The organism is Deinococcus soli (ex Cha et al. 2016) (genome assembly GCF_001007995.1).
Classification (GTDB): Bacteria; Deinococcota; Deinococci; order Deinococcales; family Deinococcaceae; genus Deinococcus; species Deinococcus soli.
This window is the reverse complement of record NZ_CP011389.1, coordinates 1,282,729-1,300,242: the sequence shown is the minus strand read 5'-3', so window position 1 is coordinate 1,300,242 and position 17,514 is coordinate 1,282,729. Positions and strand designations below refer to the sequence as shown.

The 17,514-nt window shown below is 65.5% G+C and carries 12 protein-coding genes and 3 tRNA genes; 11 read left to right on the top strand and 4 right to left on the bottom strand.

Annotation, left to right across the window (positions count from 1 at the left end; genetic code table 11):
- From SY84_RS06440 to SY84_RS06425, 4 genes are all read left to right on the top strand, one after another.
- Positions 1–88 (top strand) — tRNA-Ser (locus SY84_RS06440).
- A 39-nt stretch (positions 89–127) separates the two neighbouring features.
- Positions 128–204: transfer RNA gene (locus SY84_RS06435), tRNA-Arg, on the top strand.
- Positions 205–355: 151 nt separating this feature from the next.
- A tRNA-Arg gene (locus SY84_RS06430) sits at positions 356–432 on the top strand.
- A 226-nt stretch (positions 433–658) separates the two neighbouring features.
- Positions 659–847: a hypothetical protein gene (locus SY84_RS06425; protein WP_046843327.1), complete on the top strand. Its 189-nt coding sequence runs from the start codon at positions 659–661 to the stop codon at positions 845–847.
- 262 nt (positions 848–1,109) lie between these two features.
- Here SY84_RS06425 and SY84_RS15830 read toward each other — a convergent pair whose 3' ends face one another.
- The 4 genes from SY84_RS15830 to SY84_RS06405 form a co-directional block, all read right to left on the bottom strand.
- Entirely contained in the window at positions 1,110–2,318 is a 1,209-nt protein-coding gene (locus SY84_RS15830; protein WP_052751065.1) for a tyrosine-type recombinase/integrase, read from the bottom strand.
- Between the two features lie 274 nt (positions 2,319–2,592).
- The gene (locus tag SY84_RS06415) at positions 2,593–5,304 is read right to left on the bottom strand and encodes a DUF927 domain-containing protein (protein ID WP_046843326.1); all 2,712 of its coding nucleotides are present in this window, start codon (positions 5,302–5,304) and stop codon (positions 2,593–2,595) included.
- A complete protein-coding gene (locus SY84_RS06410) occupies positions 5,301–5,480 on the bottom strand; it encodes a helix-turn-helix domain-containing protein (protein ID WP_052751064.1) in 180 nt (59 codons plus the stop codon). The genes SY84_RS06415 and SY84_RS06410 overlap by 4 nt, the downstream gene beginning before the upstream one ends.
- Before the next feature lie 119 nt (positions 5,481–5,599).
- Positions 5,600–6,178 (bottom strand): hypothetical protein, encoded by a 579-nt coding sequence (locus tag SY84_RS06405; protein WP_157882913.1) that lies wholly within the window; start codon positions 6,176–6,178, stop codon positions 5,600–5,602.
- Positions 6,179–6,433: 255 nt separating this feature from the next.
- Between SY84_RS06405 and SY84_RS06400 the strand changes: the two genes are divergently transcribed.
- From SY84_RS06400 to SY84_RS16175, 7 genes are read left to right on the top strand one after another with little or no spacing between them, the layout of a single operon-like run.
- Entirely contained in the window at positions 6,434–7,087 is a 654-nt protein-coding gene (locus SY84_RS06400; RefSeq protein WP_157882912.1) for a hypothetical protein, read from the top strand.
- Positions 7,088–7,132: 45 nt separating this feature from the next.
- A complete protein-coding gene (locus SY84_RS06395; protein ID WP_046843322.1) occupies positions 7,133–7,795 on the top strand; it encodes a hypothetical protein in 663 nt (220 codons plus the stop codon).
- Positions 7,792–8,340: a hypothetical protein gene (locus SY84_RS06390; protein WP_046843321.1), complete on the top strand. Its 549-nt coding sequence runs from the start codon at positions 7,792–7,794 to the stop codon at positions 8,338–8,340. Before SY84_RS06395 ends, SY84_RS06390 begins: the two co-directional genes overlap by 4 nt.
- A gap of 10 nt (positions 8,341–8,350) precedes the next feature.
- A complete protein-coding gene (gene brxC, locus SY84_RS06385; protein WP_046843320.1) occupies positions 8,351–11,806 on the top strand; it encodes a BREX system P-loop protein BrxC in 3,456 nt (1,151 codons plus the stop codon).
- 8 nt (positions 11,807–11,814) lie between these two features.
- Entirely contained in the window at positions 11,815–13,851 is a 2,037-nt protein-coding gene (locus tag SY84_RS06380; protein WP_081424525.1) for a 3'-5' exonuclease, read from the top strand.
- A 36-nt stretch (positions 13,852–13,887) separates the two neighbouring features.
- Positions 13,888–14,355: a hypothetical protein gene (locus tag SY84_RS16455; RefSeq protein WP_157882910.1), complete on the top strand. Its 468-nt coding sequence runs from the start codon at positions 13,888–13,890 to the stop codon at positions 14,353–14,355.
- Positions 14,352–17,507 carry an N-6 DNA methylase gene (locus SY84_RS16175; protein WP_046843318.1) on the top strand — a complete coding sequence of 1,052 codons (3,156 nt, stop codon included), beginning with the start codon at positions 14,352–14,354 and terminating at the stop codon, positions 17,505–17,507. The genes SY84_RS16455 and SY84_RS16175 overlap by 4 nt, the downstream gene beginning before the upstream one ends.
- The last annotated feature ends 7 nt before the right edge of the window (positions 17,508–17,514 follow it).

The following is a 17,514-nucleotide window of genomic DNA, read 5'->3' as shown; positions in this document are numbered from 1 at the left end:
GGAGAGGTGGGTGAGTGGCTGAAACCGCACCCCTGCTAAGGGTGTATACCGCAAGGTATCGAGGGTTCGAATCCCTCCCTCTTCGCCACCATTCAACGCGCCACACGTTGAATGCAGCCAACAGGATGTGCCCGTAGCTCAGCTGGATAGAGCGTCTGACTACGGATCAGAAGGCCAGGGGTTCGAATCCCTTCGGGCACACCAGACAAGAGCCCCCGCCCCGCGCGGGGGTTCGCTGTTTTCACCCCGCCCGAGTACGCCTGCCCGGGCTCGTTCATGCCCACTTGCAATTTCCGCCCGGACCCTGTAATCTCTTTCGGCTGAGCAACGAGCTCTGCACCGCACCACACAGGACGTGCCCGTAGCTCAGCTGGATAGAGCGTCTGACTACGGATCAGAAGGCCAGGGGTTCGAATCCCTTCGGGCACACCACAGAAACTCCCTCCCAGAGGGAGTTTTTTCTATTGTATCCACCTCATCGAAAGGCCCCGATCGAAGGCCGTGCGCAACGCGTGCGCAACAGCCCTAAGTGCCCGCCCCCTGACCACCCACGGCCACCGCACATCGCGACCTCACGCGGGGCACGCCGAAGCCCGAGCGTCTGGCTGCACGCCGAACAAAACTGCCCCTGTAGCCGTAGTCGGCTAAGCTGAACCCCATGACGAGTCAGCTGCCGACCTACGCAGAGTGGCGCGCGCAACAGGACGCCAGCCTGCGGGAGGCTCGCGAGGCCGGAGAGGCGGTCTGCCACCCGCTCGAAGGCCAGCCTGACGAGGCCTGGCAGAGGCACTACGAGGGCTTCGTGGCGCTCATGCGTGCCTTCGACACACCATCCACAACGCGGTGACTGCGCGCCCGCGCCCTGGCGTGTCGCCTTGACGGTTGAAGCGCGCTGGCCCAGGCCATGGTGGCCACCTGAGCCTTCAGCCCTCAGAAAAAAGGCCACCTTTCGGTGACCTTGTCGGCGATGTTCGGCGGGAACCTGGCAGGCGTGTGCATGTCAGCGTGATGCGCTTGGCTCTGCATATATGCCTCCACGGGGCTGCGGTGGGCGGCCCTGGGCGCGCTGTATAAGTTTTCGGATGTTTTGCTGATGTTGCGCTGCCGGGTCAGTTCAGGGGGCGGGGGTGAGCCGTCTGCTGAGGTCCGCCATGCAGCAGGTCCTGCAGGCTGTAGGTGTGGTGGAGGTGTTCGGTGTAGTAGACGTGGCGGTAGATGCGCAGGGTGATGGCGGGGTCGGCGTGGCCGAGGCGCTCACTGACGATCTCGACCGGCACACCCCGACTGAGCAGGAGCGAGGCGTGCGTGTGCCGCAGGTCGTGGAGTCGCACGTCGACTCCAGCGGCGCGCGCCACCTCACGGGCGACCTTCGAGAGGTCGTCCGGGTGGATGGGGGTGCCCCTTAGGGTGGTGAAGACCATCCCGTGCTCACGCCAGGCCTTCAGGGCGGCGCGTTCGGTCGCCTGCTCCTCGGCGTGATCGCGCAGCAGGGCGACCAGTTCAGCGTCGAGGGTGACGGTGCGGCGGGATTTCAGCGTCTTGGGTGGGCCTTCTTCCGGCTTTCCCCCCTTACCGACGCCAACCGAGCGCCTGACCTTGAGCTCGCCGCGGTCAAGGTCGACGTGCTCCCACCGCAGGGCGCAGATCTCGCCCCGTCGAAGGCCGGTGGCGAGCATGAGGTGAAACAGCCGTCGCCAGCGGTAGGCGCGGCCGCGCAGGGTCTGGGCTGCCCCGAGGTACCGGGTGACTTCCTCTGGGGTCAGCGCCCGGCTCACCTCCTGTGGGTCCTCGGTGTCCGGGAGGGCCTTGCGGGCGGGGAGGGGGATACCCTCGACGACGTTGCGCATCACCAGCTCGTTGATGAGGGCCTCGCGCAGCGCGCCGCGGAGGATGGCGCGGACCTGAACGAGGATCGAGCGTTGGTACTTCGTGGCGAGCTGCGCGTAAAAGCCCACGATGTCCAGGGGCCTGAGCGCCTGGATGGGGCGCTTGCCGAGGGCAGGCATGATGATTTTGTCCCGCACCCACTCGTAGTCGGCGGCGGTCGAGGCGGCGAGGGTCGGCAGCTTGTTGGCGAAGTACAGCTCCATCCACCGTTCGAGGGTGATGTCGTCGGGGATGGCGAGCATGCCGCGGTCCAGGTCGGCGAGCACCTGGTTGAGTTTTTTCTCGGCCTCACGCTTGGTGCGGCAGGTGAAGGTCTTGCGGCGGGTTGTGCCGGGGATGGTGTAGGTGGCCTGCCACGTGCCGCTGGGGAGTTGGCGGACCGAGCCGGCGTTGTTGGCGCGGGTGCGCTTGTTCTTGCGCGCTGGGCGCACTCCGATCTCTTGCTGCGGCGATACTCTGGGGGTCATCTTGCTCCTCGCGTTGTTCTGCCTGAGGCCCGAGGGGCGAGGCGTGTTATGTAAATGCCATAAGGCCGGGTGTGATGCAAGGCAGATCGGGAGGAAGTCTGGGAAGGCCAGGAGGCGCACTCGCGGCTTGCGGTGTCGTTTTTCCCCCTGAAGCAATTGACTTCCTAAACTTCCTAGACTTCCTGAACCTGCCATATCTACGTGTGGGTGGGGCGCGACCGGGTGGCGGGTGCCTTCCTCAGTCCTTCCGATCTGCCTCATCCCGGGCTTTGCGGGTGATGCGCCACACCTCGCAGGTGGTTTTTCCGGTCGACCGCGGCATGGTGAAAGCCTTCCCGCGTGTCACGATCCAGCCGCGCGCTTGCCACTTGCGGAGGATGTCCTTACGGTCGATCAGGCCTCCGTAGCTGTCGAACACCTGATTCGCCAGCGCGGCGCTCGGACGGACGTCGTAGCCCGTCTCGTCGTCGAATGCCACGACCTGCTCGCTATCCATCAACACCCGTTGCGCCTTCCCGTCGCCCCGGCGGCGTTGAACCCACGCACCTTCCTGCAGGGCGCAGAGCAGGTCGCGCATCACCCGGCGCGCATCGTCGGCCTCCCTTCGCCGCTCCTCGGCCCTCTGCGCGAACAGGCTCACCGCCTGCTCGACAGGCACCGTCCCCCCCGTGACCTCCTGCAACAGCTCCAGGCTGACGTGCAGCAGCGCCAGGGTGACCGCGTCGTCCGCGACGGCCCGATACCTCGCCTGGTAGGTCGTCTCCCACCGGTATACCCGTGCCAGCAACTCGGGTGTCCGCGTGTTGTACTGCTCGGCCAGCAGGGCCCCGAGCTGCCCATGTGCGCGGGCCGCCCGCTTGAGACGGTCCGCGACGGCCTTGGTGTCGGCGGGCAGGGGAGGCCCGACCAGCTCGACGGTGCGCATCTGGGCGCCGCCCGTGATCTTCTCTGCCATGGCGTGCTCCGCCGCGTAAAAGGCCACCCCGAAGCGCTCCTGCCCCCCCTGCGCCTCCAGGGTCGGGGTGGAGGTGCGGCGCTGCTGGCCCCCGCCGAACCCCAGCGAGAGTTGCCGCAGCGCCTGCTGCCCCTCCGGCGTCTCGGACAGCGTGTGCAGGTCATCGAGAAACACGGGGAGGTCGGGGAAGCGTGTGGCGGCGTCCTGGGCTCCTTTGACCGTGCTGCCGCTCGACATGCGCATCTCCTCCTCGCGCGTCCACACGCTGATGACGAAGCCGATCACGCTGTTCTTCCCTGTGGATGTCGATGCGATCAGGCCGATCCACGGGCGGCGGATGTCTCTGGCGATCACGAGCTGCCGTACGAGCGGGCTCCCGACCGAGAAGCCGAGGAAGATCAGGGCGATCAGCCCGGCCTCACCCAGGCTGAGGATGGCGTTCAGCCCGTCGAGCCACGTGTCGAGACGGCCTTCTGGCCGCCGGAGGGTCCCTATGAAGGCGACTTCCTGCGTCTCGTAGAGGGCGAAGACGTTGCCGTTCCAGCCGAGGCGGGTGGCGAGACGGACCTCGCTCTTGTCGCGGAAGTGCGTCACGGCCTCGTCGAGGTAAGACGACACCTGCCGGCGCGAGGCCTCGGTGACAGGCAGGCCTTCCAGGGCCTCAGAGAAGAAGCAGGTTCCAGCGCGCGCTTCGCGGTGCAGCACCCAGGTCCGGCATGCTTCGCCCCCGGGGGTGATCCAGCCCAGTTGCACGTACAGCGGCTGTGTGCCGGCGGCGCCAGCCGAGACGGCGCGGCCCAGTTGCAGGGGAGCGAGCAGCCGCGGGGTGAGGGACTGGGCTCTCTCGCGCGTGGTCTGCGCCCTGACGCCCCTGGCCGTGACCTCGTACCGCTCACCCAGGCGGTCGAGATCCAATCTGGTCTGCACCTCTTCCCAGAGGCTGTTGTAGCCCGCCTGACGCTGCGCGGCCCGCACCTGGTTACCTATGAACGCGCGGAACCCGTCGCGGCCCAGGCGGTGATGCAGGTGGCAGAAGTCCTCCTGACGCTCCTCGCGGCCCACGACTACGCGCCCTTCGAGCGGAGGGAGCGGCAGCACGTCCCCCGCGCCGTGTGCGATCAGCTGGTCCCTCCAGCGCATGGCGATATCCAGCTTGTCCGCATAGACGATGACTGAGCGCCTCACGACCTCCTTCAGGGCGGGCACGCTCAGGCTCTCGCCGGCCATCCCGATGGTGAACGCCCCGGTCGCCAGATGAACGGTAAACGCGTTCAGAGGCCCTTCGACAAGGTAGACCTCTCCAGGCTGACCTGCGTCGCCGTAGCAGCCGATGGGGGAGGGGCTCCGGCCCTCCCGCTTACCCAGCCGCGGCAGGTATTTCCCCCCCTTGATCTCCGGTTTTGGGTGGCGCTTCTGCACGTCCAGCAGGGCCCCGTCAGGCCCGTACAGCGGCATGGAGAGCCAGCCGTCCTCGGTCACCCCCATCCCGGCCTGCCGGTACTCAGCGGCGTGGATGCCCCGGCCGGTGGCGGACTTGGGGAGGTTGGAGTCAGTGAGCCGGTCCTGATCCTCTCTGAGCACCGCCAGCAGGGCGTCGTCCGTGACGACCGCAGGGAGCTGATGCTTCCCTCGGCGGGCGGCCGTGGCACGTGGCAGAGCAGGGCAGACTGAAGTGCCGGCAAACGTGATCAGACGTTTTGCGGCGTCTGCCCTCGGGACACCCAGGTAGAGCAGCAGTTCATAGAGGCCGCCCTTCGCTCCGTCGACGAAGCTCGTGAAGACCGGCCTCCCGCCGTCCAAACGCACCACGAAGCCGTCGCTGTCCGAGCCGGGCACCTGCGGCCTGGACCCACGCAGCTCGCTGGGGGAGCACTCTTTAAAGCGGTAGTTCGGGCAGACATCGCGGATGAGGGCTTCCACCTGACTGAGGTCGCGGATGGCGTTGATGGCGGCTGTCAGCTCCTGGCTGCGGCGCTGCCAGGTTTCGGCCGTCATCGCTGCCCCCCCTGCTGTTCCCACGCGCGCAGGGCGTCCTCGCTGACGCGAAACAGCTTGCGGCCGAGTCGCAGGGCCTGCAGGTCGCCCGAATGAATGGCGGCGTAGATGACGCGGGGGGAAAGTTTGTAACGCTCGGCGACTTCAAGGACGGTGAAATATTCCGTTTTGCTCATGGGCTGCTCCCCGCCGCTGGCCTCATCGAGGCGAGCCCTGCCGGCAGGCGAGCCCATGGTGGGCGGCCTGCGGGGGGCAACGGCGTGTTGTGACTAAGAAGGCGAGGAACCCGGGGGGGTCACACGAAGGCCAACTCAGTTGCAGCGGGGGCGCGGGGTTGAACGGCGGGGCGACTTCGCCTGGGTGGGAGTCTGAGGCGCTCGTGCGCGCTCCCCATCAGCCGTTCGATCAGGGCGCGCCAGAGGGTGGCGCTCTCCTCGACCCAGGCGTTGAACAGGCAGACGGAGACGCAGAACCGGGCCAGCAGCCAGAGCTGGAGGGTGTAGAACAGCTCCTCCCAGATGGCCTCTCCGGTGTACGCCGCCTCGGTGTAGGTGACGAGGTCCGGGTGCTGGAGCAGTCGGCTCACCTGTCGCCGGTGACGCCGGATCAGGCTCTGGAGCCCGTGGCGGGAACGTCCAGCACGCAGGCGGTAGGCCGCCTGGACGTTGCACCGGTTGGCCGTGTGGCGCGCCTGGCGGCTCGACTGCCTGCCCCAGGCGGGTGTGAGGTCGATGTATGTGACGCTCTCGTCCAGTTCGTGCAGGCAGGCGGTGAGGTCGCCATCCAACTCGTCGATGAGCCAAGCGTCGGCCGGGGCGAGGGCGTCGGGATCCCCGAGCCTGCTCGTTTTTATTTGGCCTCCGTTCGTACTCACGGGCAAGAGCATTGTCAGACGACACCAGGGATGTCAAGAGGTAACAAACGACATGAGAGAGATGAGGGATGAGATGCGTCCTGCACGGCATAAAGCGGCGGTCTTGACCTCGCTGCGAACCCCGTGCTACCAGGGTAGAAAAAACATGTGGATACCAGATAAATTCAGGCCGATATGTTGATGGCGTAGCGCGACTGGGGCAATTCGCGTGAAGTGACAGACCATCGTCTGCACAGTGGGCGTATGCCCACCCGCTTGACCGTTGACCTCCGGACCTGCGCGGCCATCCAGGCTGAAGGCGTCGTCCTCAGGCCAGCCCTCGCTGAAGTGTCGGTGGCCGCCCAGTGCAGCCGAACGGGCCGCCTGCGCCGGGTGCTGATCACCGAAGCGATCGGCTCGATCTCTCCCGATGAGCTCGCCAGGGGCTGCGCCCACTCACCGGAGGACACCGCCCGGCTGCCCTGGTCATTCAACCCGGCCGAGGGGCTGCTGACACCCTGGGCCGTGCCCGGCTGGCCACAGGTGCGTCTTCGCTCTCAGCAGCAGCGGCGGGGAGTGCGCTGGCTGTACCTGTGCCCCGCCTGCAACCGCCCCACCCGCCGCATCTACGCCGTGCACACCAGGGAAGAGGACGTCACAGGGTGCAGGCGCTGCCTTGGGCTCGTCTACCCCAGCCAGAGCCGCCACCGGACGCTTCGGGGTGACGAGGCGGTGCTTCACGGCCGGTACGTCGCGAGCCCAGCCGCCCTGCAGCGCGCCCAGGCCCGCGACGAGCGCCGCTTCACGAAGGTCTATGGGAAGTTCGCCGGCTTCCTGGGTCATCCGCTCGAGTTCTTCGCGGACGCCGAAGCCGTCCATGCCACCTACGGCAAAGTGTGGGAGGGAATGCCGTCCGACACGCTATCCTGAAGGACCATGCCCCCTGTATCTACCGTTCACGACAGCCGCACCCTCATGATCGAGGACCTGCGCAGCCTGTTCGATGCGGTGCCTGAAGGGACGCGTGACGCTTACCGAGCGGCGGTGATTGACGACAACGCGCTGCTGAAGCAAACCGCCCGGACGCGCACCGTGAGTTGGAAGTATCTGCAACGCCTGTACAGCTTCGAAGGACCCACCTTCCAGAAGCTGGCAGCGCTGCGCCGTGCCAACCCCGACGCTCTCCCCCTGCTGGCCCTGCTGCTGGGTCTGGCGCACGACCATCGCCTGCGAGACAGCGCCGAGTACCTGCTGCCCCTGCCGCAGGGCACTGTCATCGACCAGGAGGCGCTCCGCAGGTGGATGACGGAGCGCTGGGGGCCAGCCCCATCCAACAAAACCCAAAGCAGCATGGGGAGAAACCTGATGTCCAGCTGGGCACAGGCCGGTCACCTGCAAGGTGTGCGGATCAAACGCCGCTCGCAGGCTAGGCCTACGCCGGAAGCGGTCGCCTTCGCGCTCTACCTCGGGTACCTGGAGGGCGCGCGCGGGGTGATGCTCTACCGCACGGCGTACGCCCAGGCGCTCGATGTTGCCGAGGGCGAACTCGACGACCTGGCCTACCGGGCCAGCACACTCGGGTACCTGGGCTACCGCCGCATCGCCGACGTCCTCGAGATCACCTTCCGGGCCGCATGAGTCCAAGTCCCCTCGACCAACTGCTGGCCGCCTTCGAGAAGCACCACGTGCACCGTGACCTGCCCTGGCCCGCGAACCTCGCCGGGCCACAACGGGTGTGGTTCGCGGTCTACCCCCCTGAGCACGAGCGGCGGCTACGCACCCGCACGACCGAATTCGAACTGGCCGCCAGGAAGCACGGGCGCGAGTGGCGGCACATCGACCTGACCGACGTGTTCGCCCACTGGATGGCGGCCCACCCCTACCGCGAGGCCTACTTCAAGAGCCCCCAGCTCGTCGACGGCGCGCTGGAGGACTTCGAGGCGCACGTGGCCGACCTCCTCAGAACTGAGCTGTGCCAGGGAGGGCCCAATAGCCTCCTGGCGGTGACCGGCGTGGCGTCCCTGTACAGCCTCACCAAGGTCTCGCGCGTGGTGGACCGTGTGGTGACCGACATCCCGGGCCGCCTGCTGCTGTTCTTCCCTGGTACCTACACCCATCACTCGTATCACTTGCTCGGCGTGGGAGACGGCTGGAACTACCTCTCAACGCCGATCACCGTCTGAAAGAGGGCATATGCTGACCAACTCCGCCGTTTTCGCCCGTGACCCGCTCGCCACCGACATCCCCAACCAGGGCGTCTCCACCCTCGGCACGCCCCGAACGCCCGATGAATGGCGCGTGCTGCAGTGGGAACTCTCCTCCTTCGTCTGTGAGGGCCAGTACGCTCACGGCCTCACGCAGATCCTTCAGTCGTACGTCGACCACGTGGACGCCCCCGAGCAACCCTCGGTGTGGGTCAGCGGCTTCTACGGCAGCGGTAAATCCCACCTGGTGCGGGTGCTGGAGTACCTCTGGCGCAACCCGACCTTCCCCGAAGGCACGGCCGAGGCTGGCCGCCAGGCCCGCGACCTCGTGGACCTCCCCGAGGACATCCAGCGCCTGCTCAAGGAGCTCAACACCCGTGGCCGTCAGGCGGGCGGCGTGTGGTCAGCCGCCGGCACCCTGAACAGCGGCGTGGCCGAGTTCGCCCGCATGGCCTTCCTGCAGATCGCCTTCCGCGCCGCGGAGCTGCCCGAGCAGTACCACCAGGCGCGGCTCGTGCTGTGGCTGCACGAGCGGGAAGCGCTTCAGGCGACCCGAGCGATGGTCGAGGAGGCCGGCGGCGACTGGGCCTACGAGCTGCGGAACATGTTCGTCTCGCCGCGGCTGGCCTCGGCAGTGCGCACGCACGCGCTGACCTCGCTGAGCAGTGACGACGCGGCGCTCGAGGCGCTGCGCCACCAGTTCCCGCAGACGCAGGACGTCAGCAACGACGAGCTGGTCGACGCCCTGGCCGCCGTCTTCCGCTTCAAGACCGGCAGTGACCGGGTGCCCTGCACGCTGTTCGTCCTTGACGAGCTGCAGCAGTACATCATGGACAGCAACGAGCGGGCCATGCAGGTGCAGGAGCTGGTCGAAACCTGCAGCAAACGCTTCGGCGGGAAGGTCCTCGTGATCGCCACCGGCCAGTCGGCGATGGGGGCCACGCCGCAGCTGGCGCGCATCCGGGGGCGCTTCCCGCTCTCGGTCGAGCTCAGCGACGCCGACGTCGAGAACGTCATCCGGCAGGTCATCCTCCGCAAGGACCCCGCCCAGCTCGGCCAGCTCAAGGCGACCCTCGACGCGACGAGCGGTGAGATCGACCGCCACCTGGCCGGGACGAAGATCGCGCCGCGCATGGAGGACAAGGCGATCCTCTCCATGGACTACCCCCTCCTGCCCACCCGCAGGCGCTTCTGGGAGAGGGTGCTGCGCTCCATCGACCGTGGCGGCAGCAGCGGGCAGCTGCGCAGCCAGTTGCGCATCACGCACGAGGCGAGCAAGGCCGTCGCCCGCCAGCCCATCGGACATGTGGTCGGCGCGGACTTCATCTACGGCGAGCAGGTCGCGCACATGAAACAGTCGGGGGTGCTGCTGCCCGAGACCGACAGCATGATCGCCAAGCTGAACGACGGCAGCGACACGGGGCGCCTCCGCCACCGCCTAGCGCAGACCATCTTCCTGATCGGCAAGCTCGGCACCGAGGAGGGCGTCAAGGCCGACGCCACCACCCTGGCTGACCTCGTGGTCGAGGACCTCAACGCGGGCAGCTCCGGCCTGCGCGCCCGCATCCCCGAGGTCCTGTCGGAGCTGGTGGAGCGCGGCGAGGTGATGCTCGTCGGAGACGCGTACCGCCTCCAGACGCGCGAAGGGTCCGAATGGACCGGCGCGTTCAACACCGCGAACAACAAGATCGTGAACGACGACGTCCGCCTCGCGCAGGAACGCGGGCGCCTGCTGCGAGAGCGGGTACAGGCCACCCTCAGGGGCGTCAGTGCCGTGCAGGGCAACTCGAAGACGCCCCGTAAGGTCGACGTTCACTACGCCGACGACACGCCCGACCTGGAGAGCGGCATGGTCGCCGTGTGGGTGCGCGACGAGTGGAGCACCCCCCTCGACACGGTCCGCGCCGAAGCCCGCGCGTTCGGCGTCGAGGGCGCGCGCGGCGCGGTCGTGCACGTGCACCTCCCACGCCACCGCGCCGACGACCTGCGCCGCGCCCTCGCCGTGAAGCTCGCCGCCAGCGAGGTGCTGACCGCCCGCACGGCCGTGAGCACCCCCGAAGCGCGCGAAGCCCAGGCCGCCATGCGCACCCGCGCGGAGCAGGCCGACGCTGAAGTGAACGCCATCGTCGCGGAGGTCGTGGATCACGCCCGCGTCTACCAGGGGGGCGGGAACGAGCTGAGCGAAGGAGGCCTGCGCCCCAGCGTGCAGACCGCCGTGCAGGCCGCCCTCGTGCGCCTCTACCCCCAGTTCGGCACCGCCGACCACACCGGCTGGGCCTCCGTGCTCAAGCAGGCCCGCGCAGGCAACAACGGCGCCCTGGAGGCCGTCGGATACACGGGGGAGCCGCAGCAGCACCCCGTCGGCAAAGCCGTCCTCGAGGCGGTCGGGCCGGGCGTCAAAGGCAGCGAGGTGAGACGGAAGTTCAGCAGCGTCCCCTACGGCTGGCCCCAGGACGCCATCGACGGCCCGCTGATCCTGCTGACCCTCACCGGACACCTGCGCGCCAGCCTGAACGGCAGCCCAGTGGATGCCAAGGCCATCGAGGCAGGCAAGATTAGCCAGACGGACTTCAAGCCGGAAAGCGTCACCCTCTCGCCCGTTCAACGCATCCAGATCCGCAAGCTCCTCACCGAGGCCGGCATTCACGTCGGCCCCAACCAGGAGGGGCAGGGCGTCACCCAGCTGCTGACCCTCCTCCAGGGCCTCGCGGACCGCGCAGGGGGAGAAGCGCCACTCCCCGAGCGCCGGGACACGAGCTGGCTGAAGGACGGGGCATCTATGCAGGGCAACGAACAACTCGCGTGGGCCCATTCGAAACGCGACGAGCTCCTGGCCTTCCACAAGGAGGTCAGCGCGGCCGCCGAGCTGGCCGAGAAGCGCCTGCCGAACTGGAAACTGCTGCAGCGCCTCCTGAAGCACAACCGCACCGAGAAACTCGCGGCCCAGGCGGAAGCCATCAAGACCGGGCGCCTGCTGCTCGACGACGTCGATCCGGTGCAGCCGCTCGCGACCGACATCATGAACGACCTCCGCGAGAAGCTGAAAGGAGCACTCGCGGCGTACGACGAGCGGCACGCGGCCTGCCTGGCTGAGCTGCGCGCGATGCCGGAGTGGAACCGCCTGGACGAATCGGCGCACGCGGCCGTCCTGCGCAGCGCAAAGATCGAGGAAGCCCCCAAGCTCAAGCTCAGCTCCATCCTGGACGTGGTGGGCGAACTCGACCGGACGCCCATCAGCGAGTGGCACAGCCGCACCGACGCCCTGACCGCGCTGCTGCAGAAGGCCAAGAAGGACGTCATCGAGCGTGCCCGCCCGCAGGCCCGGCACGTCACGCCCAGGGGCGCCAGCATCGAAAACGCCGCGGACGTGGAGCGCTACCTCGACGACCTGCGCCGTGAGCTGATGGCGCACCTCGACGCCGGGAACCCCGTCGTCATCCTCTGAGAGGCGACATGACGACCACTTCATCCATGACTGCCGAGCAGACGGTCACCCCCACCTTCATGCACGAGCTCGGGGCCCTCCCGAGGCGCGTCCACGAGCGTGTCGAGAAGGCCCTCGCCATCCTGAAGCGCGACCCCACCAACGCCGAGCGGCAGCTGGACATCCGGAAGCTGCAGCAGGTGGACGCCTGGCGGATCCGCATCGACGACTACCGCGTGCTGTACCAGCAGCAAGGGCACGTGCTGACCTTCATCAGCGTGCTGCCACGCAAGGACGTGTACCGCAAGCTCGGTATCCCCGACGAGGACGGCCTGACGGTCGTGCCGGACGTGACCCTCACCCCCGTGGCGGCTCCCGGTCAGCCCACCCCGCTGCCACACCCCCTCACCGCAGAGCTGCTGGAGGCGTGGCGCATCCGGGGACACGACGCAGCCGTCCTCTCCGCCTGCCGCACCGAGGACGACCTGCTGGAGGTCGACCTGCCCTACCCGGTCTTCAGCAAGGTCGTCGACCTGCTGTACTCGAAAAAGTGGCAGGAACGCCTCGGGCAGGCCGCGTACATCCTCGCGAAACCGACCGACCTTGAAGACCTCGTCGAGGGGCGACTGACCACGCAACTCCTCAAGCTCGACGACCAGCAGCGCCACCTCAGCGCCGTCGGGGTGGAGGGAGGCAGCGCGCCGATCGTCGTGAAGGGCGGCCCAGGCAGCGGGAAGAGCACCGTGGCGCTGTACCGCGCCAAGCTTCTGGTCGAGCGCTACCCCGACGCCCGCATCGCCTACACCACCTACACCAACGCACTCGTCGAGGCCAGCAAGGAGCAGCTGGCCGTCCTCCTCCCCGACGATCCCCACGCCGTGCGGGTGAGTACGGTGGACAGCCTCGCCAAGGGCATGCTCGACCAGGTGGAGGACATCGGGGTGATCCTCGGCCCGACCGACGCCCTCACGGCGCAGATCTTCGACGGGATCGCTGCGAACAAGCCCCCGGCCCTGCGCCGATTCAGTGCCCGCTACCTGCTCACCGAGTTCTTCGACGTGATCGAACTGACCGGGGTCGACAGCGAGGAGGCCTACCTCGCCTCGCCCCGCGCCGGACGTAAATCCCCCATCTCCGCCGCGCACCGCAAGCTGATCTGGCGGCTGTACACCGACTTCCAGGTGGCCGTACAGGACAAAGGGGCGCTCACCTGGGCGACGCTGCGCCGCCGGACCCTCACCGCCTACGAGGACGGCCGCCTGACCCCGGACTTCGACTTCCTGATCATCGACGAAGCGCAGGACCTCAGCCCCATCACGCTGCGCATGCTCGCCAGCATGGTGAAGACCCCCGGCGGGCTGTACGTCACAGCCGACGCGAATCAGACGCTGTACGAGAGCAGTTTCACCTGGGACGCCCTGAAGGAGGGCTGGCCCCAGGCGCAGGTGCACGTCCTGACACGCAACTACCGCAACTCCGCCGAGATCGTCCGGGCGGTCGCCGACATCCGCGAGAGCCTCGCCCTCGAGGACAGTGAAGCCGCCCTGACCGAAGGCCTCGCCAGCGGCCCCAAACCCCGCGTGATCACCGTGACAGCGGAGACCGAGGTACAGCGGCTGCTCGACGAGATCCGCGAAGCCTGCCGCACTCAGAAGCAACCCCAGCGCAACGTCGCCATCCTCGTCGCCGGCACCCAGCATCAGGCGCAGGATGTCGGCGTCAGCCTCGCGAAGGCCCTGAAGGCGCACAAGGTCAAAGCCAACTACATGTCCAGCCGCGGCCTGCGCCTCGACGCAGACTGCATCAAGGTGCTGAACCTCTACACCAGCAAGGGCCTGGAGTTCCCCATCGTCATCCTCTGGAACGTCGTGGATGGCGTCATGCCCCGCGACGTGACGGAACTGCCGAGTGAGGAGCAGACCGAGGAGCAGCTCAAGGACCGCCGCCTCTTCTACGTCGGATGCTCACGCGCCATGCGCCACCTCGCGGTGTTCACCCGAGAGGGCGAGGAGTCGGAGTTGTTGTACGAACTGCAAGAGAGCCACTGGGAAATGCTTAAAGGATGAAGATCGGAGGACTTAATGGGTGGATTCGATAACATAATGTACGAAATTGATGAATCTAATTGGAAAAATGGGATTAAAAAAGATGGATCTGATTGTATATGTGAGCGATGCCTTGCTGGCTCCTTAAGGCCTATGGGTATATCTGTTCTGAAAGAATTAGGTCACGAAGATGTGCATTTCATTGATATGGATCCAGATTATGGTTTAGATCACAAATGTATTGAGTGTGCAGCTACTCCAAGAAAATTCCAGCTGTTTTTCCTGTCATCCATAAATCCATTTTTAGTTAGAATAATCGATCAAAAATTCAAAAGAAGCGGAGACGTATCTGATTTTGGTTGGCTTACCAGCAAATCGGACCATGAGAATGGCTTTCCGATGCGACATGGGTTAAAGCTTTATGTTCGTGAAGATTCGGCACTGTACGAGTACTTAGTTAAATATCTCCGTGGAGACACCTGGACCCTTCGCGTGGATGATCTGGCGGACTGGAGGACGAAATGACCGCACTTGACACTGCCCTGCGCCGAACCCTGGAAAGGGCCATCATCGAAGCCCGTGACGCGGCCGAGGAAGCGGCGCGGCAGGCCCTCGACACCCTCCTCCTGCACAACCAGCGCACGGGTGACCTGGATCACCTGGATGACGACGCGCGCAAGCTGCGGCGCCGCCTCCAGGCCAAGGAGAAGCAGCTCGGGGGGCGGGAGGCTCTCGTGCGGGAGTGCGCGTACGAGCAGTGGCACACCATGCTCTTCGCGCGCTTCCTTGAGGCGAACGGCCTGCTGATGCACCCCGAGGGCGTCAGCGTGAGCCTGACTGACTGCGCGGAGCTGGCCGCCGATGAGGGCGAGCCGGACGCCTACGCGGTCGCCGCGAAGTACGCCGCGCTGATGCTGCCCGGCATCTTCCGCCCGCAGGACCCCCTGCTGCAGGTGCGCTTCGCGCCCGAGCACCGGCAGACGCTCGAAGCCCTGCTGGACGGCATCCCCAAGCCCGCCTACACCGCCGATGACGGCCTGGGCTGGGTGTACCAGTTCTGGCAGGCCCGCCGCAAGAAGCAGGTCAACGACAGCGGGCGCAAGATCGCCGGTGCGGACATCAGCCCGGTCACGCAGCTCTTCACCGAGCACTACATGGTGCAGTTCATGCTGCACAACACCATCGGCGCGTGGTGGACGGCGCGGCACCCCGACCAGCCCCTCCCCACCGAGAAAAGCTACCTGCGGACGCTGGAGGACGGCACCCCCGCCGCAGGCACCTTCGACGGCTGGCCTGCCACCGTGAAGGAGCTGAAGGTCATCGACCCCTGCTGCGGCAGCGGGCACTTCCTCGTCGCGGCGTTCGCCCTGCTCCGGCGCCTGCGGATGATCGAGGAAGGCCTGAGCGAAGCCGAAGCCGCCGAGGCCGTCCTGCGCGACAACCTGCACGGCCTGGAACTCGACCCCCGCTGCACCCAGCTCGCCGCCTTCAACCTCACCCTGGAGGCCTGGAAGGCCGGCGGCTACCGCGAAGTGCCCGTGCCACACGTGGCCTGCAGCGGCATCCCCGTCGGCGCGGACGTCAACGACTGGCTTGCCCTGGTAGACGACACCAACACGAAGATGGTCTTGCGCGACCTGCACGCCGAATTCAAAAACGCCACCGACCTCGGCAGCCTCATCAACCCGAGGCAAACTGTAGAAGCGCTGGGAATGTTTGGTGAGGATGCTTTGCAAGACCTTGCGGGCCTAATGGACAAATTGGGGAAAGGCGAGAAGAAAGAGGATCCGGCAAGCGCAATTTTTGGGGAAACAGTAGAGGGTGTCGCCAAAGCGGCCCACCTCTTGAACGGGAGTTACCACTTCGTCGTTACAAATGTGCCTTATTTAGCGCGAGCTAAGCAGGGTGAGGTGTTAGCCGATTTCGTAGAGCGACGTTTTCCAATGGGCAAGGCCGACCTCGCGAGTGTATTTGTAGAGCGTTGCCGTGAATTTGCGAAAAAGGGCGGCACATACGCACTGGTGACTCCTCAGAATTGGCTCTTCTTAGGTAGCTACAAAAAGCTTCGTGAGAATCTGCTGAGGGATCAGAAATGGGACTGGGTGGCGCGGTTAGGTTCGGGCGCGTTTGAGACTATCAGTGGGGAAGTTGTGAATGTTGCCCTGCTTGCGATGTCTAATGTAAGGCCGGGACGCGAGAATAGGATAATGGGGGTAGAGGCTAGCCACTCCAAGACGGTGAACGAAAAGATGAATTCCCTTTTGCTTGGCGACCTTGTTGAAGTAAATCAGGCAGCTCAGGCTGATAAAACTGATTCCATCATTTCATTTAGAAATAATGATAAAGGCGTCGCTATAAGCGAAGTGGCCGGTTGTTATAAGGGTATCACTACTGGGGACGATTCAAGGTATCGTCGCAGGTTTTGGGAAATTGTTATATGTCCTGAAAATAAGTGGCACTACTATCAATCGTCGATAACACAAGAGTCTAGTTGTGGATGTTCTTATGTGGAAGATATCGAAGGTATTCAAAACGCAAGTGGTGCATATATAAGAGGTCGTGAGGCATGGGGAAAGAAGGGCATAGCGATTAGTCAGATGTCCAGTCTGTCTGCTGGTAGATACTCCGGAGCTAGATTCGATACCAACGTTGCAGCACTTATACCGTCAAATGAGTCTGACCTAGCTGCCTTTTGGCTATTTGCCGAGAGCGGTGGGTTGGCTTCATCTATCAGGGATGTTAATCAAAAGGGCAACGTCGATAACGGCTATATTCTTAAAGCCTCGATTGATATTGAATATTGGCGTCAGCAGGCTCAGGAAAAGCTTCCTCAAGGCTTGCTTGAGATCCGTTCGGAAGATCCTACTCAATGGATGTTTAAAGGTACCATCGACGATACATCTGAGCCACTACAGGTGGCGATGGCGCGCCTCCTTGGCTACGCCTGGCCCGAGCAGGTCAAGGATGACGTTGTGCCCGACGCGGACGGGATCGTCTGCCTGCCGCCCGTGGCAGGCGAGAAGGCCGCTCACGAGCGTCTGCTGGACGCCTTGGCGCAGGGCTTCGGCTCGGCGTGGACGCCCGCGAAGCTCGCGGAACTGCTCGCAGGGGTGGGCAGCCCCGATCTGGCAACGTGGCTGCGTGACAAGTTCTTCGAGCAGCACGCTAAGCTCTTCCACCACCGCCCCTTCCTCTGGCACATCTGGGACGGACGCAAGGATGGTTTCAGCGCCATCGTGAACTACCACGGCCTCGACCGGGCCAGGCTGGAGAAGCTGACCTACACGTACCTGGGCAACTGGATCAACCAGCAGCAGGCTGAAGTCAGCGCCAAGACGGCGGGTGCGGAAGCTCGCCTCGTGGCGGCCAGGGAGCTTCAGGGCAAGCTGGAGGCCATCCTGGCGGGTGAACCGCCCTACGACATCTACGTGCGCTGGAAGCCCCTGCACGAGCAGGCGCTGGGCTGGGCGCCTGACCTGAACGATGGTGTACGCCTCAACATCCGGCCCTTCGTGATGGCTGGCGTGCTGCGCGCGAAGGTGAACGTGAAGTGGACGAAGGACCGCGGCAACGATCCTAAACCCAACGCGAGTGGCACCACCGAGCGGCACAACGACCTGCACCTGACGCTGGACGAGAAGCGGCGGGCCCGAGCGGGCGTACAGGCTCCCGCTTGACTTCATC